General features: G+C 67.1%; 20 protein-coding genes. 14 read left to right on the top strand and 6 right to left on the bottom strand.

The features are described from left to right. The first annotated feature begins 10 nt into the window (after positions 1-10). The 10 genes from LJ725_RS05140 (at position 11) to LJ725_RS05095 (ending at position 8735) form a co-directional block, all read left to right on the top strand. A complete protein-coding gene (locus tag LJ725_RS05140) occupies positions 11-667 on the top strand; it encodes an HAD family hydrolase (RefSeq protein ID WP_230549534.1) in 657 nt (218 codons plus the stop codon). Further along, positions 664-2091: a flavin monoamine oxidase family protein gene (locus tag LJ725_RS05135; RefSeq protein ID WP_230549533.1), complete on the top strand. Its 1428-nt coding sequence runs from the start codon at positions 664-666 to the stop codon at positions 2089-2091. The genes LJ725_RS05140 and LJ725_RS05135 overlap by 4 nt, the downstream gene beginning before the upstream one ends. A gap of 6 nt (positions 2092-2097) precedes the next feature. Next, positions 2098-2310: a twin transmembrane helix small protein gene (locus tag LJ725_RS05130; protein WP_230549532.1), complete on the top strand. Its 213-nt coding sequence runs from the start codon at positions 2098-2100 to the stop codon at positions 2308-2310. Between the two features lie 3 nt (positions 2311-2313). Beyond that, entirely contained in the window at positions 2314-2910 is a 597-nt protein-coding gene (locus tag LJ725_RS05125; RefSeq protein ID WP_230549531.1) for a cob(I)yrinic acid a,c-diamide adenosyltransferase, read from the top strand. 156 nt (positions 2911-3066) lie between these two features. Then, positions 3067-3816, top strand: coding sequence for an electron transfer flavoprotein subunit beta/FixA family protein (locus tag LJ725_RS05120; protein WP_230549530.1), 750 nt, complete (start codon positions 3067-3069; stop codon positions 3814-3816). A gap of 1 nt (position 3817) precedes the next feature. Then, entirely contained in the window at positions 3818-4753 is a 936-nt protein-coding gene (locus LJ725_RS05115) for an electron transfer flavoprotein subunit alpha/FixB family protein (protein WP_230549529.1), read from the top strand. 21 nt (positions 4754-4774) lie between these two features. Then, on the top strand, positions 4775-5647 hold the full coding sequence (locus LJ725_RS05110; protein ID WP_230549528.1) for a 3-hydroxybutyryl-CoA dehydrogenase: 873 nt from the start codon (positions 4775-4777) through the stop codon (positions 5645-5647). Between the two features lie 16 nt (positions 5648-5663). Next, positions 5664-7133 (top strand): M81 family metallopeptidase, encoded by a 1470-nt coding sequence (locus tag LJ725_RS05105; RefSeq protein ID WP_230549527.1) that lies wholly within the window; start codon positions 5664-5666, stop codon positions 7131-7133. Positions 7134-7144: 11 nt separating this feature from the next. Next, the gene (locus LJ725_RS05100; protein ID WP_230549526.1) at positions 7145-8245 is read left to right on the top strand and encodes an NADH:flavin oxidoreductase; all 1101 of its coding nucleotides are present in this window, start codon (positions 7145-7147) and stop codon (positions 8243-8245) included. Positions 8246-8273: 28 nt separating this feature from the next. After that, a complete protein-coding gene (locus LJ725_RS05095) occupies positions 8274-8735 on the top strand; it encodes a hypothetical protein (RefSeq protein ID WP_230549525.1) in 462 nt (153 codons plus the stop codon). Positions 8736-8737: 2 nt separating this feature from the next. Here the strand turns inward: LJ725_RS05095 and nadC are convergent, their stop codons facing one another. The 4 genes from nadC to LJ725_RS05075 all read right to left on the bottom strand — a co-directional run bounded on the left by nadC (position 8738) and on the right by LJ725_RS05075 (position 12236). Further along, positions 8738-9589, bottom strand: coding sequence for a carboxylating nicotinate-nucleotide diphosphorylase (nadC, locus tag LJ725_RS05090; protein ID WP_230549524.1), 852 nt, complete (start codon positions 9587-9589; stop codon positions 8738-8740). A 7-nt stretch (positions 9590-9596) separates the two neighbouring features. Continuing rightward, complete coding sequence (gene nadA, locus LJ725_RS05085; protein ID WP_230549523.1) at positions 9597-10586, bottom strand: quinolinate synthase NadA; 990 nt, start codon at positions 10584-10586, stop codon at positions 9597-9599. 72 nt (positions 10587-10658) lie between these two features. After that, a complete protein-coding gene (locus tag LJ725_RS05080; protein ID WP_230549522.1) occupies positions 10659-11603 on the bottom strand; it encodes an NUDIX hydrolase in 945 nt (314 codons plus the stop codon). Positions 11604-11645: 42 nt separating this feature from the next. Next, the gene (locus LJ725_RS05075) at positions 11646-12236 is read right to left on the bottom strand and encodes a TlpA family protein disulfide reductase (protein WP_230549521.1); all 591 of its coding nucleotides are present in this window, start codon (positions 12234-12236) and stop codon (positions 11646-11648) included. Positions 12237-12271: 35 nt separating this feature from the next. On the opposite strand from LJ725_RS05075, the gene argH reads away from it, so the two are divergent. Genes argH through LJ725_RS05060 form a run of 3 tightly spaced genes read left to right on the top strand, consistent with a single transcriptional unit; the run spans position 12272 to position 17600 of the window. Further along, complete coding sequence (gene argH, locus LJ725_RS05070; protein ID WP_230549520.1) at positions 12272-13708, top strand: argininosuccinate lyase; 1437 nt, start codon at positions 12272-12274, stop codon at positions 13706-13708. Positions 13709-13710: 2 nt separating this feature from the next. Then, positions 13711-14985 (top strand): diaminopimelate decarboxylase, encoded by a 1275-nt coding sequence (gene lysA / locus LJ725_RS05065; protein WP_230549519.1) that lies wholly within the window; start codon positions 13711-13713, stop codon positions 14983-14985. A 14-nt stretch (positions 14986-14999) separates the two neighbouring features. Beyond that, positions 15000-17600 carry a TIGR02302 family protein gene (locus tag LJ725_RS05060; RefSeq protein ID WP_230549518.1) on the top strand — a complete coding sequence of 867 codons (2601 nt, stop codon included), beginning with the start codon at positions 15000-15002 and terminating at the stop codon, positions 17598-17600. A 102-nt stretch (positions 17601-17702) separates the two neighbouring features. Here LJ725_RS05060 and hpt read toward each other — a convergent pair whose 3' ends face one another. After that, the gene (gene hpt, locus LJ725_RS05055; RefSeq protein WP_230549517.1) at positions 17703-18260 is read right to left on the bottom strand and encodes a hypoxanthine phosphoribosyltransferase; all 558 of its coding nucleotides are present in this window, start codon (positions 18258-18260) and stop codon (positions 17703-17705) included. Next, positions 18260-18934, bottom strand: a complete 675-nt coding sequence (locus LJ725_RS05050) for a zinc-ribbon domain-containing protein (protein WP_230549516.1) — start codon at positions 18932-18934, stop codon at positions 18260-18262. The genes hpt and LJ725_RS05050 overlap by 1 nt, the downstream gene beginning before the upstream one ends. Before the next feature lie 99 nt (positions 18935-19033). Between LJ725_RS05050 and LJ725_RS05045 the strand changes: the two genes are divergently transcribed. Then, on the top strand, positions 19034-19768 hold the full coding sequence (locus tag LJ725_RS05045; protein WP_230549515.1) for a lysophospholipid acyltransferase family protein: 735 nt from the start codon (positions 19034-19036) through the stop codon (positions 19766-19768). Positions 19769-19785: the final 17 nt, after the last annotated feature.

Raw genomic sequence — 19785 nt, 5'->3', positions numbered from 1 at the left:
TCTCTGGCGGGTGCTGGTCATATTCGATTGCGACGGGGTGCTGGTCGACAGCGAGCCCCTCGCTAACACCTGCTTTGCCTGTGCGCTCGAGCGCGAGGGCCTCGACTGGACGGTCGAGGAGACGATGCGCCGCCTGATGGGGCGTTCGATGAAATCCTGCGTGGAGATCGTCGAGGGCGAACTCGGCCGGGCGCTGCCGTCCGACTTCGTCGACCGGCTGCAGGCGGACACGTTGCAGGCTTTCCGCGATGCGCCGCTCCAGGCCGTTCCGGGCGTCGTCGAGGCGATCGACGCGATCGAGGCGGCGGGGATCGCGACCTGCGTCGCGAGTTCGGGCGGCCTCGACAAGATGCGCGTGACGCTCGGAATCACCGGCCTCTGGTCACGCTTCGAGGGGCGCATCTTCAGCGCGAGCCAGGTCTCGCGCGGCAAACCGTTCCCCGATCTCTTCCTTCACGCCGCCATCCAGATGGACGAGCAACCGTTCGGCTGCACGGTGGTCGAGGATTCGCTGCCGGGCATCCAGGCGGCGCGTTCCGCGGGCATGCGCGCCCTGGCCTATGTCGGTGCCACGCACAGCGACCCCGAGGCACTGCGCGCCGCCGGCGGCCGGACTTTCGATTCGATGTCATCGCTGCCGATGCTGGCCTGGGCGCCGCGGGTATGAGCCGGACTGGTTCCTGGTCGATGGGGACGGGCAACGGCGAGCGCGTCGTCGTCGTGGGCGCCGGGATGGCCGGACTGGTCGCGGCGAGGCTTCTGCACGATTCCGGTTTCACCGTCAGCGTGCTGGAAGCGCGCGGGCGCGTCGGCGGCCGGACCTGGACCGACGATCGCGTCGGCGCGCCGGTCGACCTCGGCGGCTCCTGGGTGCATGGCGTGGATGGCAATCCGCTCACCCTGTGGTGCGGGAAACTGGGGATCGACCTGGTCGAGTCGCAGGGCGAGCGTCTGCTGATCGACAGGCGCGCGACCTCGCCGACCCGTGAAGGCCAGCGACGCCGCGCGGTGATGGGACGGATGGCCTTCAAGGCCGCCATCGAATGGGCGACCTGGAAGAGCAAGGCGCTGACGCGCGTTCGCGGCCCTCGCTCGATCTCCGTGCGCGAGGCCGTCGAGCCGCTGCTCACCGCATCGTGGCTGCCCGAGATCGACCGGTTGGTCGTGGCCACGTTCGTGGAGATGAGCGAGGGCGTGCAGAGCGCGCCGTGGGACGCCGTGGCCGCGGAGGAGTGGTTTCCGACCGAAGGTCTCGAGCGCAACGCGCAGCCCCGGGGCGGCTACAAACAACTGATCGACGATGTCGCGCCCGGCCTCGACATCCGTACCGGCGCCGTTGTTGAGCGGGTACTCTGGAGAGGCAACGGCGTGACGGCAATCCTGCAGGACGGCCAGCGCATCGAAGCGGATCGCGCGGTGATCGCCGTGCCGGTTGGGCTGCTGCGCGCAGGCTTGCCGGCGCTGGACCCGGCGCCGCCGGAGCGGCAGCGTATTGCCATCGGCCGCCTGGGCTACGGGGCGGGAATCCTGGGCAAGCTCTATCTCCGCTTTCCGCGGCGCTTCTGGCCGGACCAACCCAAATGGTTTGGGCGGCTGCCCGATTCCCCGCAGCAGCGTGGCGGCTTCAACACCTGGGTGAGCCATGAGCAGGAGACCGGCCTGCCGATCCTGCTGAGCTTCTGCAACGGCCATACCGCCATCCGTCTCGACCGCGAGGCGAGCGACGCGGAGGTGACGGCGGTCGCGATGCGTTCATTGCGCGCGATGTTCGGCGACGACATTCCCGAGCCGGAGGCGATGGTCTTCCCGCGCTGGCTGAGCGATCCCTGGTCGCGCGGCGGCTATTCCTATCCCGGCGTCGGCAGCGATCCCGACGACTGCACCACCCACGCGCGACCGCTCGGCAACCGTGTGTTCTTCGCGGGGGAGGCGACCGAGCCGGTCGAGTATGGGACCGTGCATGCGGCCCTTTGGTCGGCCGAGCAGACCGCCGAGACGATTTTCCGTCTCGCCACCGGAACCGATGCGTCGCGCGACGCGCGGCCGTGGGCTGGCGCCCGTACTGGCGCGGGCCGGCACAATGCGGGATAAATCCCCATGACCCTCGCCAATGTCCTTTTCGTCCTCGTGCTGGTGTCGGCGTTCGCCACGCTCGGCACGCTGTTCGCTGGCCTGATCAACATGAGTCAGAATCAGGATGCCAACATCGAGGGCAGCCGCCGCAGCAACAAGTTCATGTGGTGGCGCGTGCGGCTGCAACTGCTCACGGTCGTGCTGATACTCCTTTGGTACTTCGCGAGCAGGAGCTAGCAGATGGCCGTCACCCTCAATCGCATCTACACGCGCGGCGGCGACGCCGGACAGACGTCGCTCGGCCGTGGCGAACGCGTGCCCAAGCACGACATCCGTGTCGAAGCCTATGGCACCACTGACGAGGCGAACTCGGTGATCGGTCTTGCGCGCAATGCCATCGCGCGTGCGGGCGCGTCCGATCCGCGATTGGCCGAGGCCGACGCGATGCTGGGCCGCATCCAGAACGATCTGTTCGACCTGGGCGCCGATCTCTGCACGCCCGAAGGCAAGGCCAAACGCGACGAACAGGCGCTGCGCATGGTTCCCTCGCAGGTCGAGCGCCTCGAGCGCGAGATCGATGCGATGAATGCCGAGTTGCAGCCGCTCAAGTCTTTCATTCTGCCGGGCGGCAGCGAGGCGGCGTCGTGGCTGCATCTGGCGCGCACCGTTTCGCGGCGCGCCGAACGGTGCATGACGCGTCTTGCCGCCGAGCAGACGATCAACCCGGAGGCGATCAAGTACGTCAATCGCCTGTCCGACCACCTGTTCGTGTTGGCCCGCCGGCTCAACGACAATGGCGCGGCAGATGTGCTCTGGGTGCCGGGCGGCTCGCGCTAATCACTCCAAGCTGTTGAAAGATAGAGGAAAAATCTTTCACCCTGCGGTTTTGTGCAGTGCGCCATAGCCTTGACACGGTCGGCTGAACACCCCTACACGAAAACCCCTTCGCCGGACGGGACAGTCCGGCCGCAACTCACCGATAGGCGCAACGCGATGAAAGTGCTGGTCGCGGTCAAGCGGGTCATCGACTACAACGTCAAGATCCGCGTAAAGGCCGACAACACGGGTGTCGAGACGGCTAACGTCAAGATGTCCATGAATCCCTTCGACGAGATCGCCGTGGAAGAGGCGATCCGCATGAAGGAGAAGGGCGCCGCGACCGAGGTCATCGCGTTTTCCGCGGGCCCGGCGCAGTGCCAGGAGACGATCCGCACGGCGCTCGCCATGGGCGCCGACCGCGGCGTCCTCGTCCAGACCGATGCCGAACTGCAGCCGCTGGCCGTCGCCAAGCTGCTCAAGGCCGTGGTCGACAAGGAACAGCCCGGCCTCGTGATCGTCGGCAAGCAGGCGATCGACGACGATTCCAACCAGACCGGCCAGATGCTGGCCGCGCTGCTCGGCTGGTCGGTCGGCACCTTTGCCAACAAGCTGAACGTCGCCGACGGCTCGGTCGAGGTGAAGCGCGAGGTCGACGGCGGCCTCGAGAACATCAAGATCAAGATGCCGGCGGTGATCACCACCGACCTGCGCCTGAACGAGCCGCGCTACGCGTCGCTGCCGAACATCATGAAGGCGAAGAAGAAGCCGATCGAGACCCTGGCGCCGGACGCGCTGGGCGTCGACGTGGCGCCGCGCCTCAAGACGCTGAAGGTCGAAGAGCCGCCGAAGCGCAAAGCCGGCATCAAGGTGAAGACCGTCGCGGAGCTGGTCGAGAAGCTGCGCAACGAAGCGGGAGTGATCTGAAATGGCCGTCCTCGTCGTCGCCGCGCATGACGGCAAGACCGTCCGCGCCAATGTCGCCAACGCCGTCGCGGCCGCGGCCCAGATGGGACCCGAGGTCCATGTGCTGGTCGCCGGCAGCAATGCCGGAGAGGCCGCCAAGTCGGCGTCCGAGATCCAGGGCGTGGCCAAGGTGCTGCAGGCCGAGGATGCGGCCTACGCCAACTGGCTGGCCGAGGATATCGCGCCGCTCATCGTCAAGCTTGCACCGGGCTACAGCCACGTCGTGATGGCGGCCGATTCGGTCGGCAAGAACGTCGCGCCGCGCGTCGCCGCTCTGCTCGACGTCGCGCAGGTGTCGGAGGCCATCCAGGTCGTCTCCCCCGACACGTTCGTCCGCCCGATCTATGCCGGCAACGCCATGGCGACGGTGCAGACCGCCGACCAGATCAAGATCGTCACCGTCCGCCCGACCAACTTCAAGGCGGCGGCGGGCGGCGGTTCGGCCGCGATCGAACAGATCGCCGGCACGGGCGCGGCGGGTCTCTCCTCGTTCGTCGGCGCCGAGCTCTCCAAGAGCGAGCGTCCCGAATTGACCAGCGCCAAGATCGTCGTCAGCGGCGGCCGCGGCCTGCAGAGCGGCGACAACTTCAAGATGCTCGAGACGCTGGCCGACAAGCTCGGCGCCGGCCTCGGCGCCAGCCGCGCCGCGGTCGATGCGGGTTACGTGCCCAACGACTACCAGGTCGGCCAGACCGGCAAGGTGGTCGCGCCCGACCTCTACATCGCCATCGGCATCTCCGGCGCGATCCAGCATCTCGCCGGCATGAAGGACAGCAAGACCATCGTGGCGATCAACAAGGACGAGGAAGCACCGATCTTCCAGGTGGCCGATTACGGCATCGTGGGCGACCTGTTTCAGATCGTCCCCGAGCTGACTGCCGCAGTCGAGAAAAAGTAAGCAAACCCGAGGACACCCATCATGATCAAGCGCATCGGCGTCATCGGTGCCGGCCAGATGGGCAGCGGCATTGCCCATGTCTGCGCGTTGAAGGGCTACGACATCCGCCTCGTGGATGTCGACCAGCCGCACGTGGACAAGGGTATCGACGCGATCGGGCGGAACATGGACCGGCAGATCGGCCGTGGCATGATCCGTCCCGAGGACAAGGATGCGGCGCTCGGCCGTATCGCCACGGCCACCGACTACAAGCCGCTCTCCGATTGCGACCTGATCATCGAGGCGGCGACGGAGAACGAGGCGGTCAAACGCGAGATCTTCAAGAAGGTCTGCGACGGCCTTCCCGCGAACGTGCTGCTGGCGACCAATACCTCGTCGATCTCGGTGACGAGGCTCGCATCGGTCACGGATCGGCCCGGCAAGTTCATGGGCATGCACTTCATGAACCCGGTGCCCCTGATGGGGCTGGTCGAGCTGATCCGCGGCATCGCCACGGAGGAGGAGACCTTCCGCACCGTCCGCGAGGTCGTGGTCAGGCTGGAGAAGAAGCCGGTCAATGCCGAGGACTTCCCGGCCTTCATCGTGAATCGCATCCTGCTGCCGATGATCAACGAGGCGGTCTATGCGCTGTACGAAGGTGTCGGAAACGTCGAGGCGATCGACACCGGCATGAAGCTGGGCGCCAACCACCCGATGGGCCCGCTCGAACTCGCCGATTTCATCGGACTCGATACCTGCCTTTCGGTCATGCAGGTGCTGCACGAAGGGCTGGCGGATTCGAAGTACCGCCCGTGCCCGCTGCTTGTGAAGTACGTCGAGGCCGGCTGGGTCGGCCGCAAGGTCAAGCGCGGCTTCTACGACTATTCCGGCGAGCGCCCGGTTCCGACGCGCTGACGAGGCGGGCGGCGCGATGCGCATCGCCGTCCTGCAGTTTGCCCACGAGACGGTGACGTTCCTTCCGAACGACACGACGCTCGCCGATTTCATCTATCCCGGCTCGCCCGCCAGCGGCGAAGCGCTGCTGACGCACGATCCCCGGTCCTACATGGGCGGGTTCGTGAAGGTGGCGCGCGAGTATGACGGCGTCGAGCTGGTCGGCATCGAATCGCCGCTCTGGCCGCGCACCGGCACCGGCTCGGGCTGGATCACGGAGGAAGCCTACGAGACATTTCTCGGCCGCATGATCGCGGGCCTGAAGGAGCAGGGGCCGTTCGACGGCGTCTATCTCAGCCTGCACGGGGCGATGGGCGTCCGCGGCGTGCTGCGACCGGAAGCGGACATCGCCCGCCGCGTCCGCGAAGTGGTTGGGCGCAAGGCCTTCATCGTCGGAACCTTCGATCCGCACGGCAACGAGGACGCCGAGTTCCTGGCCCAGGCCGACATGGCCTTCACGGTGAAGTACTTCCCGCACTACGACAGCCACCTGCAGGGCGAGCGCGCAGCGCGCATGCTGGTGCGCGCGATCCGCGGCGACTACCGGCCCGAGACCGTCACGGTGAAGGTGCCGATCATCACGCCGACGGTGCTGCAATGGACCGGCGCCTCGCCGTGGATGGACCTGGTGCAGCGTGCGCTGGTCTGGGAAGCGCGCGAACCCGACGTCTACGTGAACGTCTTCTTCGGTTTCCCCTTCGCCGACGTGCCCGACGTCGGGCTCACCTTCCAGGTGATGACCAACGGCAATGCGGCGCTGGCCCGAAAGGTCGCCGACGACATGTCGTCCTGGGCCTGGCGCCGCCGCGAAGCGCTGCTCAACACGGCGAAGGTCTATCCGATCCCCGAGGGCGTCAGGCTCGCTGGGGAAGCGATGGCGCGCGGCGAGACGCCGGTCGTACTGGCTGACCACAGCGACCGCTCGGGCTACGCGACCTGGATTTTGAAGGAAGTGATCGAGCAGGACCTGTCTGATGTGCTGATCGCGACCATCGCCGACGCCAAGGTCATCGATGCGCTGAAGGCCGAAGGCGTGAAGGTAGGCGATCCGTTCGACCGCGAGATCGGCGGCCTCGCCGACGAATCCGCCGGCCAGCCGGTGCGCGTCACAGGCACGGTCGTGGGCGCGCACGAAGCCTATGGTACGTTGTGGGTAAGCGTCGCCTTCGGTCGCGGCAACGTCGTGCTGATCAGCCGATACCTCACGCAGATTATCGAGCCCTCGCAACTCGCGGGCCCCGCCTTCGACCTTGCGCAGTTCAAGGCGATCGCCATCAAGTCGCGCGTGCACTTCCGCCGCGGTTTCGACGATAGCGGTTTCGCGAAGACGATCCTGCTGGTCGAGCCGGTCGAGCCGTTCCTGGGCACCGTGCGACTCGACGGACTGCCCTACCGCAACGTCGACCTGAAGAACTTCTATCCCTACGGCGACGTAGATTTCCCTTAGGCGAGACCTTCATGACCAGTCCGCTGTTCCACCCCTTCGCGACCAAGTCGCTGTCGCTGCCCAATCGTCTCGTCATGGCGCCGATGACGCGCTCCAAGAGTCCCGACAGCGTCCCCGGCGCCGACGTCGCGGCCTATTACCGCCGCCGGGCCGAAGGCGGTGTCGGCCTGATCATCACCGAAGGTACCACGGTCGACCGCCCTGCGGCGTCCAATGACACCAACGTGCCCGACTTCCATTCGCCGGCAAGCCTCGAAGGCTGGCGCCGCGTCGTCGCGGAAGTTCATGGCGCGGGTGGCAAGATCGCGCCGCAGCTCTGGCACCAGGGAATGATGCGCAAGACCGGCACCGGCCGGAACCCGGAGGCACCGTCGGACGGCCCGTCCGGCCTCTCGGCTTCGGGCAAGCAGGTCGGCCCGCCGATGAGCGAGGCCGACATCGCCGACACGATCGACGCCTTCGGCCGCGCGGCCGGCGTCGCCAAGGAGATCGGCTTCGACGCGGTCGAAATCCACGGCGCACATGGCTACCTGATCGACCAGTTCTTCTGGGAAGGCGCCAACAAGCGTGACGACGCCTGGGGCGGCGACTTCGTGCAGCGCACGCGCTTCGCCGCCGAGATCGTGAAGGCGATCCGCGCGCGGGTGGGCGCCGATTATCCGATCATCTTCCGCTTTTCGCAGTGGAAGCAGCAGGACTTCACGGCGCGGCTGGCGCCGACGCCGGGTGAGTTGGAGCGCTTTCTCGAACCGCTCGCCGAAGCCGGCACCGATATCTTCCACTGCTCGACGCGCCGCTTCTGGGAGCCGGAGTTCGAGGGCTCGCCCCTCAATCTCGCCGGCTGGACCAAGAAGCTCACCGGAAGGCCCACGATCACCGTGGGTTCTGTCGGCCTAAAGGGCGCGGACTTCGTGCAGACCTTTCGGACACGCGAGGATTCGGAGATCGGCGATCTCGGGGAGCTCGAGGCGCGACTGGAGAAGGGCGAGTTCGATCTCGTTGCGGTCGGACGGGCACTGCTCGCCGATCCGCACTGGGCCGCGAAGGTGCGTGAAGGTCGCTTCGCCGAACTGGCGCCGTTTTCGGCTTCATCGTTGGCGACACTTTCGTAGCGGGCCGCTCGACCGAAGGAGTGCATCCATGCTCAAGATCCTCAAGCCCATCGTCGCGGCCGGCGTGCTCGCCGGGCTCCTGCTGCCGTTCGCGCCGGCGCAGGCGCAATGGGTTTTTGTCGCCCGAAAGGCGCTGGGGCGCATTCACCAGATGACCGAGGGCAACCAGCCGAACGGCCGGGCCGGCTACGACTTCGCGACCGTCCTGCTTGACGCCCCTGCCGACAGGATCTTCTCGACCGCGCTCGAGCTTGCGCGGAAGAACCAGTCGGTGCGGGTGTTGATGCAGGACCCCGGACAGCGGCGCATCCAGATCGCCGAAGGCGACCGTACGGCCACGCTGAACGTCGTGCCGTTCAACGAAGAGGTCTCCCAACTCATGATCGCGGGCCATGCGGGACCGGGCGAAGGTTCGACCACGTCGCTCGTCGTCCAGGCGGTGCTGCGCGTCTGCAAGGAAATGGGCAAGCACTGCGAAGTGAGCAACTGAGCTCACGCCTGCCAATCGAGGCCGATATCGAGGACGCTGGCGCTGTGGGTCAGCCAGCCGGCTGATATGAGGTCGACGCCGCTGGCGGCGATGGCAGGCGCGATCAGTGGCGTGATGCGGCCCGAGGCCTCGGCGATGGCGCGTCCGTCGATCATGCGAACGGCGACGGCGAGCTGGTCCGGCGTCATGTTGTCGAGCAGGACCGCGTCGACTCCGGTCGCAAGCGCCTCTTCGAGCTGATCGAGCGTATCGACCTCGACCTCGATCTTCACGAGATGGCCGACGCCGCGGCGGGCCGCGAGGATCGCGCGCCGGATGCCGCCGGCCACGGCGACGTGGTTGTCCTTGATGAGGACGCCATCGTCGAGGCCGAAGCGATGGTTCATGCCGCCGCCCACGCGGACGGCGTACTTTTGCAGGGCGCGCAGCCCCGGCATCGTCTTGCGCGTGCAGCAGATGCGCGCCTTGTGGCCGCGGACGGCCTCCACCAGTGTCGCCGCCGCGCTCGCGACACCGCTCAGGTGGCCCAGGAAGTTCAGGGCGACCCTTTCCGCGGTCAGCATGCCGCGCGCCGGACCGGCGATGGTGGCAATGAGGTCGCCGGGCGCCAGGCGCGTGCCGTCCGGCCGCTGCACGGAAACCTCGATCGCCGGGTCGACCAGCCGGAAGGCGGTTGCCGCCGCGTCTAGGCCCGCCACGATGCCGGGCTGGCGCGCCACCAGAGCGGTCCTGGCTCTCTCTGACGGCGGTACGATCGCGTCCGTCGTGAGGTCGCCGGCGCGGCCGAGATCCTCAAGGAGAGCCGCACAGACGACCGGTTCGACCATGAGAAGGGGGAGGGAGGGGATCGTCATCGCCGCCTCAGACTTCCAGCATGCGTTCGACGGCGCGCCGGGCGGGCTCGGCCACGTCGGGATCGATCGTCACCTCGTGCCGCATCGTCTCGAGCGCGTGGCGGATCTTCGGCAGCGTGATCCGCTTCATGTGCGGGCAGAGGTTGCATGGCCGGATGAACTCGGTGCCGGGATGCTGCACGGCCACGTTGTCGCTCATCGAGCATTCGGTCACGAGCACGACCCGCGCCGGCCGCTCGAGGCCGACATAGTCGATCATCGCCGCGGTGGAGCCGGTGAAGTCGGATTCGGCCACGACCTCCGGCGGGCATTCGGGATGGGCGAGGACCACGATGCCGGGATGACCGGCGCGCAGCTGCCGGATATCCCGCGCCGTGAAGCGCTCGTGCACCTCGCAGTGCCCTGCCCAGGTGACGATCTCGACGCCGGTCTCCGCCGCGATGTTCTGCGCCAGATACTCGTCGGGCAGCATGATGACCTTGGGCACGCCGAGGCTCTCGACGATCCTCCTCGCATTGCCGGAGGTGCAGCAGATGTCGCTCTCGGCCTTAACCGCAGCCGAGGTGTTCACATAGGTGACGACCGGCACGCCGGGATAGCGCTGGCGCAGCAGCCGGACGTCGGCGGCGGTGATGGAGGCTGCAAGCGAGCACCCCGCACCGAGATCGGGGATCAGAACGCGTTTGGCCGGATTGAGGAGCTTCGCCGTCTCGGCCATGAAGTGGACGCCGGCGAGCAGGATCACCCCGGCATCGACCTTCATGGCCTCGCGGGCCAGCGCCAGGCTGTCGCCGACGATGTCCGCCACACAGTGGAAGATTTCGGGCGTCTGGTAGTTATGCGCGAGGATCACGGCGTTGCGCTCACGCTTCAGCGCCAAGATGGCATCGATGTCGTCGGCGAAGGCCGGCCACTCGATTGACGGAATCACCGACTTTACGCGCTCGTAGAGTGGGGCAGTGCGGGCCATCAGGTCTGATGAAAACGCTAACGACATCTGGCGTCTCCTTATGCTCATTGGGAGCATTATTTATTTATACTAGAAATGAGCATTAATGGCGTCAAGTTTTCAGAGAGGACGGGAGAGGGGAAGCTTGGTGCCGGCGACGGCGCGCTCGAGGACTATCTCGCGGCGGAAGCGGAACAGCTTGGCGGGCCGCCCGCGCGCTTCCGAAGTGATGCCACCCGTCGGTTCGACCAGGCCCTGCTGGTCGATCAGGCGACGGAAGTTCTGCTTGTGCATCGGCCGTCCGGCCAGCGCCTCGACGGCGCGCTGCAGCTGCAGCAGCGTGAACTCGGGGGGCATCAGTTCGAAGAAGACAGGCCGGTATTTGATCTTGGCCCGCAGCCGCGCAATGCCGGTCGCGAGGATCCGCCGGTGGTCGTGGCGCATCGGCATCCCCGGCACGGGATCGGCCCCGGCCGACTTCGCTTCGCGCGCCTTAGCCTCGGGCACCAGGCCCGCCTCGTAGAGCAGCTCGTACCGTTGCAGGACGAGGTCCTCGTTCCAGTTTTCCAGGCCGTCGCCGAAGGTCATCTGGATGCGCTGCTGGCGGTCGCGTCGAGCCGATGCGTCCGCACCTTCGGCCCATGTCGCCAGGCGCGGCAGGATCGACTGGGCGACCAGCGGCGATGGGCCGGTCCGCCAGTCCTCCCAGGGGAAATAGCGGTACCAGCTCCGCCACTCCGGATCGCGTGGACCTGCGGAGAGGCGCTCGCGGGTGAGCCCGAGATAGCTGATCGACACCACGCGCCGCTGTCCGTCGGAGGCCGGGCGGTTCGGATCGGCAAACGTGTAGAGCTGCTCCACGTAGCCCAGCGGATGATGGGTCTGTCGCTCGACCCAGGCCCGGACGCCGCTCTGGAGGGTGGGGTGTTCGGTGGCGAAAGGTCCCGACGGCAGCAGCGCACCGTCGTCCAGGGTCAGGACCTGCGGCTGGTTAGCCGTCAGGGCAACCAGCACCGCGTTGAGTTCGATGGCAACGGTGTCGGGGGTCGCGGGAGACGGCGTCATGTCGGCCGCATTATGCACGAATGCAGGCCGGCTTCTCGCCCGTCAGCCCTTGTCTGCCATGGCCGCCTTCATCAGGGCGATCGATTCCGGCATGTCCCAATCGGCATCGCCCTCGATGCGGCCGAGTTCGCGCCCCCCGGCGTCGACCAGGATCGAGGTCGGCAGCAGGGTGACGTCGAGCCCCTGCATCGTCTTGCGGCCCTTGTCGAAGTAGATCCCGAGGTTCTTGAGCTTTTGGTCATTGTAGAAAGGCGCGACCTTGGGTTTCGTCGGACCGTCGATCGACAGCGGCACGATGAGGAACCTGTCCTTCGGCAGCGCGGCCTGCAGGCGGTCGAGGCTCGGCATCTCCTTGACGCAGGGCGCGCACCAGGTCGCCCAGAAGTTCAGCAGCAGGACCTTGCCCTTGAGGTCGGCGAGCTTCAGCGGCTTGTCGTCGGCGTCCTGGATTTCGAGGTCGGGCAGGGGCTTGGGCGTCCTGGCGAGCTTGAAGCGCTCCATGGCGCCCTTGGCCATGTCGGGCTTGACGCCGGCCAGGCTCGGCGTGGCCGTCGTCGGGATCGCGAGCGCCGCCAGGGCGCCGCAAAGAATGTAGCGTCGGCCAAGGAGGAAATTAGGGACAGGATGTGCCATAAGCCGCGTTCCTAAAGGATCAGTGGCGTTAATTCATGGCACGGAAGAACACGACTGCGCGAGCAGCCAATCGTCGCTCCAACACGATGTGGGGTGGCCGCTACAAGCTCGGCCCCGCGGAAATCATGGAGAAGATCAACGCCTCCATCGGTTTCGACCGGCGGCTCTACGCGCAGGACATCGCGGGCTCCGTCGCGCACTGTGACATGCTGGTGGCCCAGGGCATCCTGACGGCCAAGGACGGGCGCGACATCAAGCGCGGCCTCGCTCAGGTCAAGGCCGAGATCGAGAGCGGCAGGTTCAAGTTCTCGACCAAGCTCGAGGACATCCATTTCAACGTCGAGCAGCGGCTGACCGACATCATCGGGCCGACCGGCGGGCGGTTGCACACCGCGCGCTCGCGTAACGACCAGATCGCGCTCGACGTGCGCCTCTGGGTGCGCGACACGATCGACAAGTTCGAGGAGATGCTGCGCGACCTGCAGGCCGCCTTGATCGACCGGGCCGACGAATATTCGGCGACCATCATGCCGGGCTTCACCCACCTGCAGACGGCCCAGCCCATCACCTTCGGCCACCACCTGATGGCCTACGTCGAAATGATCGGCCGCGACCGCAGCCGCTTCGCCGACTGCCGCGCGCGTCTCAACGAATCGCCGCTGGGCGCCGCGGCGCTGGCGGGCTCGCCGCATCCGATCGATCCGCGCAAGACCGCCAAGGCGCTGGGGTTCGATCGGCCGATGGCCAACTCGCTCGATGCCGTGTCGGATCGCGACTACGTGGTCGAGTTCATCGCCGCCGCCTCGACGACTGCCATGCACCTGTCGCGCCTCTCCGAGGAGATCGTGATCTGGTGCTCCGCGCCGTTCCGCTTCATCGCGCTGTCGGATGCCTTCACGACCGGCAGCTCGATCATGCCGCAGAAGCGCAATCCCGACGCCGCCGAGCTGACGCGCGCCAAGGTCGGCCGCATCGTCGGCGCCTTCGTGGCGCTGTGCACCATCCTGAAGGGCCTGCCGCTGACCTACGGCAAGGACATGCAGGAGGACAAGGAGCCGCTGTTCGACGCCGCCGATTCGCTGGAACTCGGCATTGCGGCGATGACCGGCATGATCCGCGACCTCAAGGCCAATCCGGAACGCATGCGCGCCGTGGCCTCGGCGGACTATTCCGTGGCGACCGATCTCGCCGACTGGCTGGTGCGCAAGGTCGGCCTGCCGTTCCGCCAGGCCCATCACGTGACGGGCCGTCTGGTCGGCATCGCCGCCGACAAGGGCATCGACCTCGACAAGCTGTCGCTCGAGGAGATGCAGGCGGTCGAGCCCAAGATCGACCGCAGCGTCTATCGCGTGCTGACCGTCGAGGCCTCGGTCAACGCCCGCAAGAGCCTGGGCGGCACCGCGCCGGCCAACGTCGCGCGGGCCGTGGCCGAAGCGCGGCGTCGCTTCCTCGGCAAGGCCGGGGGGCGCTGAGGATGAGCTTCTTCGCTTACAAGGGCGGCGAGATGCACGCCGAGGGCGTCGCGCTGGCGGTCATCGCGGCCCAGGTCGGCACGCCGTTCTACTGCTATTCGGCCGGGGCGCTGCGCGCCGGCTGGCAGGAGTTCGCCGACGCCATCAAGGGGATGAAGGCCAGCGTCGCCTACGCGATGAAGGCCAACAGCAACCTGGCCGTCATCCGCCTGTTCGGCGAGATGGGCGCCGGCGCCGACATCGTCTCAGTCGGCGAGATGAAGCGGGCGCTGGCGGCCGGCATTCCGGCCCAGCGCATCATTTATTCCGGCGTCGGCAAGAAGCCGTCCGAGCTGATGGCGGCGCTCGAAGCGGGCGTCGGCCAGATCAACGTCGAGAGTTCGGCCGAGCTGGAGACGCTGAACGCGGTGGCGGGCCAGCTCGGCCTCAAGGCCGACATCACCATCCGGGTGAATCCCGACGTCGACGCCAAGACGCACGCCAAGATCACGACGGGTCGCAAGGAGAACAAGTTCGGCATCGACATCGACCTGGCGCGCGAGGCCTTCGCGCTGGCCGGCCGCCTGCCCAACCTCAACGTCGTCGGCGTGGCGATGCACATCGGCTCGCAGCTTACCTCGCTCACGCCCTATCGCGACGCCATCGTGCGGGTGCGCGAGCTTATCGGGCAGTTGCGCGAGGACGGACACTCGATCGAGCGGTTCGACATCGGCGGCGGGCTGGGGATCGTCTATGCCGACGAGAAGCCACCCTCGATCGCCGAGTTCATGGCGGTGGTGGCGCGCGAAACCGAGGGACTTGGCTGCGAACTCTCCTTCGAGCCGGGCCGCCGGCTGGTGGGCGAGGCGGGCGTGCTGGTGGGCGAGGTCATCCTCGTGAAGCCCGGGTCCGCCAAGACTTTCGTCATCGTGGATGCGGCGATGAACGACCTGATCCGGCCGACCCTCTACGAGGCCTGGCACGATATCCTGCCGGTCAGGCAGCCGCGCCCCGATGCGGCCACGATCCGTTGCGACATTGTCGGTCCCATCTGCGAATCCGGCGACTTCCTCGCGCAGAATCGTGATCTGCCGCCGCTGGTTGCCGGAGACCTCGTCATGGTACGCTCGGCGGGCGCTTATGGGGCGGTGATGGCGTCGAGCTACAACAGCCGGCCGCTGGCGCCCGAGGTGATGGTGGATGGCACGAGGTTTGCGGTTACGCGACCGAGGCCCACTGTCGAAGACATGATCTCCGCCGAGCGGCTTCCGCCCTGGATGGAGCCGAAAAAGGCCTGAACGAAAGGACGTCGATGGACGCCAGCCAGACCACCCCGACGATCCAGGCCCCAGGGCTGGGACGCAAGATCGGTTTGGCGTGGGCGGCTTTGGCTTGGGAAGGCCTGTGGCCCCGTTTCGTGCCACTGCTCTCCTGCGTCGCCCTGTTTGTCGCAGCGGCCCACCTTGATCTGTTCGCCGGTCTCGATCCCTGGGTTCACACGGGCATCCTCGCGGCTCTTGTGCTGGCGTTCGCCGGTCTGGCTTGGTGGCAGCTCCGTTATTTTGCGTGGCCCGCGCGGGAAGAGGCCATCCGGCGCCTCGAACGCGACAGCGAGATTCCGCACCGCCCGCTCGTCGCCGTGCAAGATCATCTTGCTGCTGGCAACACCGACCCGATGGCAGTGGCGCTCTGGGAGGCCCATCGCCGCCGCGAGGCCGAGCGCCTCGCCAACCTGAGCAACAAGGCGGCCCATCCGGGCCTCGCCAGCCTCGACAAGTGGGCGCTGCGCTTCGTGCCGATGCTGGCGCTGATCGTGGCCGTTGCCGCTGCCGGCGGCTGGCGCAGCGACCGCATGGCCGCTGCCGTGACCCCTGCCTTCCCGCCGCCACCGCCGGTCGTCGCCAATCTCTGGATCGCGCCGCCGGCCTATACCGGCAAGCCGCCGGTCTATCTGGACATGGCGGAGCACGACAAGGTCCTGCGCGTTCCTGTCGGCAGCAAGATTGCGGGATTCGTCGACGATACGCGGGGGCGCAAGCCGCCGGTTCTCTCGATCGATGGCAAGAAGACCGAATTCTCGACCGTCAGCAAGGGCAAGTACCAGGTCGAGGAAACCATCACCGAGGGCAAGCAGATCACTCTGCAGGCGCGTGGCGACGACCAGGCGCGCTGGAAGCTCCACGTCATCCCGGACCTTCCCCCGACCATCGACTTCACCCGGGCGATCGGCGTCGACAAATGGTCGACCAAGATCGAGTACCTGGCCGGCGACGATTTCGGCGTGACCGGCGTCCAGCTCCAGATGCGCCTGCACGGCAGCGTGCTGGGCGACGACGCGCTGAGCAGCGACGAGGAGCCGGAGGTGCTGCGCGTCGACCTGCCGGTTGCGGGCAATTCCAAGAAGATCGCCGACACCTTCGTGCGCGACCTGACGAGCCACCCGTGGGCTGGCCTCAAGGTCACGGTGATGCTGTTCGCCACCGATGCGCTGGGCCAGAAGGGCCGCAGTTCGGTCGAGACCTTTCTGTTGCCGGAGCGGGTGTTCAACGATCCGACCGCGCGGGCGCTGATCGTGCTGCGCAAGGCCCTGACCCGCGATCCAAAGGGCTATCGCATCGACGTCGCCGACGGCATGCGTCTGGTCCACGCGAATCCCAAGAGCTACCGCGAGGATCCGGTGGTCCAGCTCGGCCTGAGGATCGGCTCGGTGAGGCTGGCCCATAAGGACGACAAGGAAACCATCACCGACACCCAGAAGCTTCTCTGGGATCTCGCGATGCGCCTCGAGAGCGGGGCCACGTCGGATGCCGAGCGCGCCGTCGAGCAGGCCCGTCAGGAACTGCGCGACGCCATGCAGCGCCAGGCCGGCGACGAGGAGATCGAGAAGCTGATTCAGCAGCTCTACGACGCGATGGCGCGTTGGCAGCGCGAGTTGGCCGACAAGATGAAGGATCCCGACGAGCGCCGCCGCATGGAAGAGCAGGCGGAGAAGATGGATCCGAACAACACCATCACCGGCGACGATCTGCAGAAGATGCTCGACAAGATTCGCGAGATGGCCAAGAACGGCCAGCGCGAAGAGGCCAAGCGCATGCTCGAGGAGCTGCGCAAGATGATGGAAAACGCCACTCCGATGATGGCGAACCCCAACGGCCAGCAGCGCCAGCAGCAGGGCCAGCGCGGCCAGCAGGGCCAGGGTAACCAGCAGGGCCGCGAGATGATGAACCAGCTCGACCAGCTGTCGCGCCGGCAGAACCAGCTGCTGGGCGAGTCCGAGCGGGAAGGTCGTCAGCAGCAGGGCCAGCGCGGCCAGCAGGGACAACAGGGTCAGCGCGGCCAGCAGGGGCAGCAGGGGCAGCAAGGCCAACAGGGGCAGGGCCAGCAGCCCGGCCAGGGACAAGGTCAGGGCCAGGGTCAGTGGGGCGAGCAGCAGCGCGGCCAGCAGGAAGGTCTGCGCGGCCGTCTCGGCGAGTTCATGAAGAAGCTCGACGAGAACGGGCTGCAGATGCCGGAATCGCTGGGCCGGGCGGAGCGTTCCATGCGCGAGGCCGAGGACGCTCTTCGCCGCGGCGATCCGCGCGAGGCCTCGCGGGCCCAGCGCCGTGCGCTCGACAACCTGCAGCAGGGCATGGGCGATATGGCCGAGCAGATGCGCCAGCAGCGCGGCCCCGGCAACAACCAGGACATCGCCGAGATCGAGGAGCGCGAGCGCCGCAGCGAGGATCGCGATCCGCTGGGTCGTTCCGACGGCAACTATGGCGACGCGATCGACTCCGGCGCCGACAAGGTGCCTCTGGAACTCGACCGCCAGCGCAGCCGCGAAATCCTCGACGAACTGCGCCGCCGCGCTGGCGACCAGCTGCGTCCGAAGGAAGAGCTCGACTACATCGACCGTCTGCTGAAGACGTACTGATCGCCTTCAGTCTCGATACGGGACAGGTTCGGCCGCTCCGGGACTGCTTGACCTACGTCCCTCGGCGGATGACCGAGATCGGTTCGCCGTCGTCGGGCGGGCTTACCCGGCCGTTTTCTCCACGACGCCGATGTAGGGCAGGCCGCGGAAACGATGGGCCCAGTCGAGGCCGTAGCCGACCAGGAACTCGTCGCCCGCCTCGAAGCCCACGAAATCAGCCGCGAGCGAAGTCCGCCGCTTGGCAGGCTTGTCGAGCAGGGTGCAGATCGAGACGCGCCGCGCGCCGCGCTCTTCCAGCAGCTTCTTGGCAAAGCTGAGCGTCAGGCCCGATTCCAGGATGTCGTCGACCAGCAGCACGTCGCGGCCGCGCACGTCGTCGACGATGTCGCGCACGATGCGGACGTTGCCGCTCGTCTCGGTGCCGCTGCCGTAGCTGGAGAGGGTGAGGAAATCCATCGACCAGTCGGCGCCGGCGCGGCTGAGTGCCCGGATCAGGTCTGCGGCGAAGACGAAGCTGCCCTTGAGGACGGAAACGACCAGCGTGTCCGGTTCCAGCTTGCCGGCGAGGTCGGTGGCCATTTCCTCGACCCGCGAGGCGATCTCGGCGGCGGAGAAGCGAATGGAAACGACGGGGCGTTCGGAGGGGGAGCGATCGGGCATCAGTCGACTGTCGGTATGATGTTGGTCGCCCCGGAGGGCGGCTCGTCGAGGGGCAGCTTGAAGCTCATGCGGGCGCCCGGTGCGATCGGTCCCTCGATCAGCGGCATCGCGCGCTCGGCCAGGACCTCGTTGCCCGCCCGGAAGACGAGCTTCAACCGGCTGGTCGTGCCGGGCGCGGTGCCGGTGTTCACCAACTCGCCCTGAACCACGTAGCGCCCGTCCACCAGGTCGATCTTGGTGACGGCCATGTCGATCCCGACCTGCGGTCGCGCCGGCGCTGCCGCGGCGCCCTTGGGATGGAGCAGGCTGCGCCAGGATTCGGGCAGGCGGGCCTTGATCTCTGCCCGATAGGCATAGCCTGCGCCGCCGAACAGGACGCCAAACACGATGGCAAAGGCGATCCAGGTGCCCCAGTTCGTCTTGCGTGGCGGGGGCGTGGTCAGCGCCGGCAGGCCGGCGCCCGGTGTCGAGGGACGGATGACGAAATCGGGAACAGCGACTGGCGCCGCCGGGCCCGCCTCGGTATCCGCGGGCGGCTTGCCCGTCGACGGCGCGGCCGATTCCTGGAACCAGCGATGATTGCATCGGACGCACTGGACGGTCCGGCCCGTCGGGCCGATCGCCGCCGGATCGACGGCGTAGCGGGCGCCGCAGTTTGAACAGGTTACTTGCATGATGAGCGGGGTATACCCCACCAGATGTGCTTTGCGAGCGGACACTAGGCCACTAAAACTTGGCGGACAAGCAACACGTCGTTCACGCATACATTTGAAATGATTGGCCTCGGCCTGCGCTCGTTCTTCTTCAATGTCGGCTGGTATGCCGGGACGACGATCATCGCCATCGTCGGCTCGCCCATCCTGTTGATGCCACGACGTTTCGTGGTCGCCTGGTCGCTCTTCTGGATCGACTTCTGCCTGTGGTGGCTGCGGATCACCTGCCGCCTGACGCATCGCGTCGGCGGACTGGAGAACATGCCGGCCGGTCCGGTCATCTTTGCCTGCAAGCACCAGTCGTCGTGGGAGACGCTGGCCTTCTCGCGCCTGTTTCCCGGCGCGGCGACGGTGATGAAGCGCGAACTGGTGCTGATTCCCGTCGTGGGTTGGGCGATGGCGCGCGTCGGCAACATTGCGGTCGAACGCGGCGACGGCTCCAAGGCGCTGCGCGGTCTGGTGAAGCAGGCCAAGGCGACGCTGGCCGAAGGTCGTTCGATCCTCATATTTCCGGAGGGCACGCGCGTTGCCGTCGGCGACGAGCGGCCGTACCAGGTCGGAACGGCGGCGCTCTACCGGCAGCTCGGGGTGCCGGTCGTGCCTGTGGCGCTCAATTCCGGCCTGTTCTGGGGCCGGCGCAAGTTCATCAAGCGGCCCGGAGTGATAGACGTCGAGATCCTGCCGGCCATTCCCCCCGGCCTCAGTCGGGACGCCTTCATGAAGACCTTGCGGGAACGCATCGAAGGGGCCACGAACCGCCTGGTTGCCGACGCCCAGGCACGCGAACGAAAATAGAACGATCTGTTGATATC

It is taken from the genome of Reyranella aquatilis, from assembly GCF_020880995.1.
Classification (GTDB): domain Bacteria; phylum Pseudomonadota; class Alphaproteobacteria; order Reyranellales; family Reyranellaceae; genus Reyranella; species Reyranella aquatilis.
This window is presented reverse-complemented; position numbering and strand designations above follow the sequence as displayed.

Bases quoted from the DNA above. Each gene is read 5' to 3' on its own strand.
- argH (WP_230549520.1), top strand. From the start codon at position 12,272: ATGGCACGGAAGAACACGACTGCGCGAGCAGCCAATCGTCGCTCCAAC.
- nadC (WP_230549524.1), bottom strand. From the start codon at position 9,589: ATGACGATCCCCTCCCTCCCCCTTCTCATGGTCGAACCGGTCGTCTGT.
- LJ725_RS05115 (WP_230549529.1), top strand. From the start codon at position 3,818: ATGGCCGTCCTCGTCGTCGCCGCGCATGACGGCAAGACCGTCCGCGCC.
- LJ725_RS05095 (WP_230549525.1), top strand. From the start codon at position 8,274: ATGCTCAAGATCCTCAAGCCCATCGTCGCGGCCGGCGTGCTCGCCGGG.
- LJ725_RS05125 (WP_230549531.1), top strand. From the start codon at position 2,314: ATGGCCGTCACCCTCAATCGCATCTACACGCGCGGCGGCGACGCCGGA.
- hpt (WP_230549517.1), bottom strand. From the start codon at position 18,260: ATGCCCGATCGCTCCCCCTCCGAACGCCCCGTCGTTTCCATTCGCTTC.
- LJ725_RS05080 (WP_230549522.1), bottom strand. From the start codon at position 11,603: ATGACGCCGTCTCCCGCGACCCCCGACACCGTTGCCATCGAACTCAAC.
- LJ725_RS05135 (WP_230549533.1), top strand. From the start codon at position 664: ATGAGCCGGACTGGTTCCTGGTCGATGGGGACGGGCAACGGCGAGCGC.
- lysA (WP_230549519.1), top strand. From the start codon at position 13,711: ATGAGCTTCTTCGCTTACAAGGGCGGCGAGATGCACGCCGAGGGCGTC.
- LJ725_RS05105 (WP_230549527.1), top strand. From the start codon at position 5,664: ATGCGCATCGCCGTCCTGCAGTTTGCCCACGAGACGGTGACGTTCCTT.
- LJ725_RS05050 (WP_230549516.1), bottom strand. From the start codon at position 18,934: ATGCAAGTAACCTGTTCAAACTGCGGCGCCCGCTACGCCGTCGATCCG.
- LJ725_RS05100 (WP_230549526.1), top strand. From the start codon at position 7,145: ATGACCAGTCCGCTGTTCCACCCCTTCGCGACCAAGTCGCTGTCGCTG.
- LJ725_RS05110 (WP_230549528.1), top strand. From the start codon at position 4,775: ATGATCAAGCGCATCGGCGTCATCGGTGCCGGCCAGATGGGCAGCGGC.
- LJ725_RS05060 (WP_230549518.1), top strand. From the start codon at position 15,000: ATGGACGCCAGCCAGACCACCCCGACGATCCAGGCCCCAGGGCTGGGA.
- LJ725_RS05045 (WP_230549515.1), top strand. From the start codon at position 19,034: ATGATTGGCCTCGGCCTGCGCTCGTTCTTCTTCAATGTCGGCTGGTAT.
- LJ725_RS05075 (WP_230549521.1), bottom strand. From the start codon at position 12,236: ATGGCACATCCTGTCCCTAATTTCCTCCTTGGCCGACGCTACATTCTT.
- LJ725_RS05120 (WP_230549530.1), top strand. From the start codon at position 3,067: ATGAAAGTGCTGGTCGCGGTCAAGCGGGTCATCGACTACAACGTCAAG.
- LJ725_RS05130 (WP_230549532.1), top strand. From the start codon at position 2,098: ATGACCCTCGCCAATGTCCTTTTCGTCCTCGTGCTGGTGTCGGCGTTC.
- nadA (WP_230549523.1), bottom strand. From the start codon at position 10,586: ATGTCGTTAGCGTTTTCATCAGACCTGATGGCCCGCACTGCCCCACTC.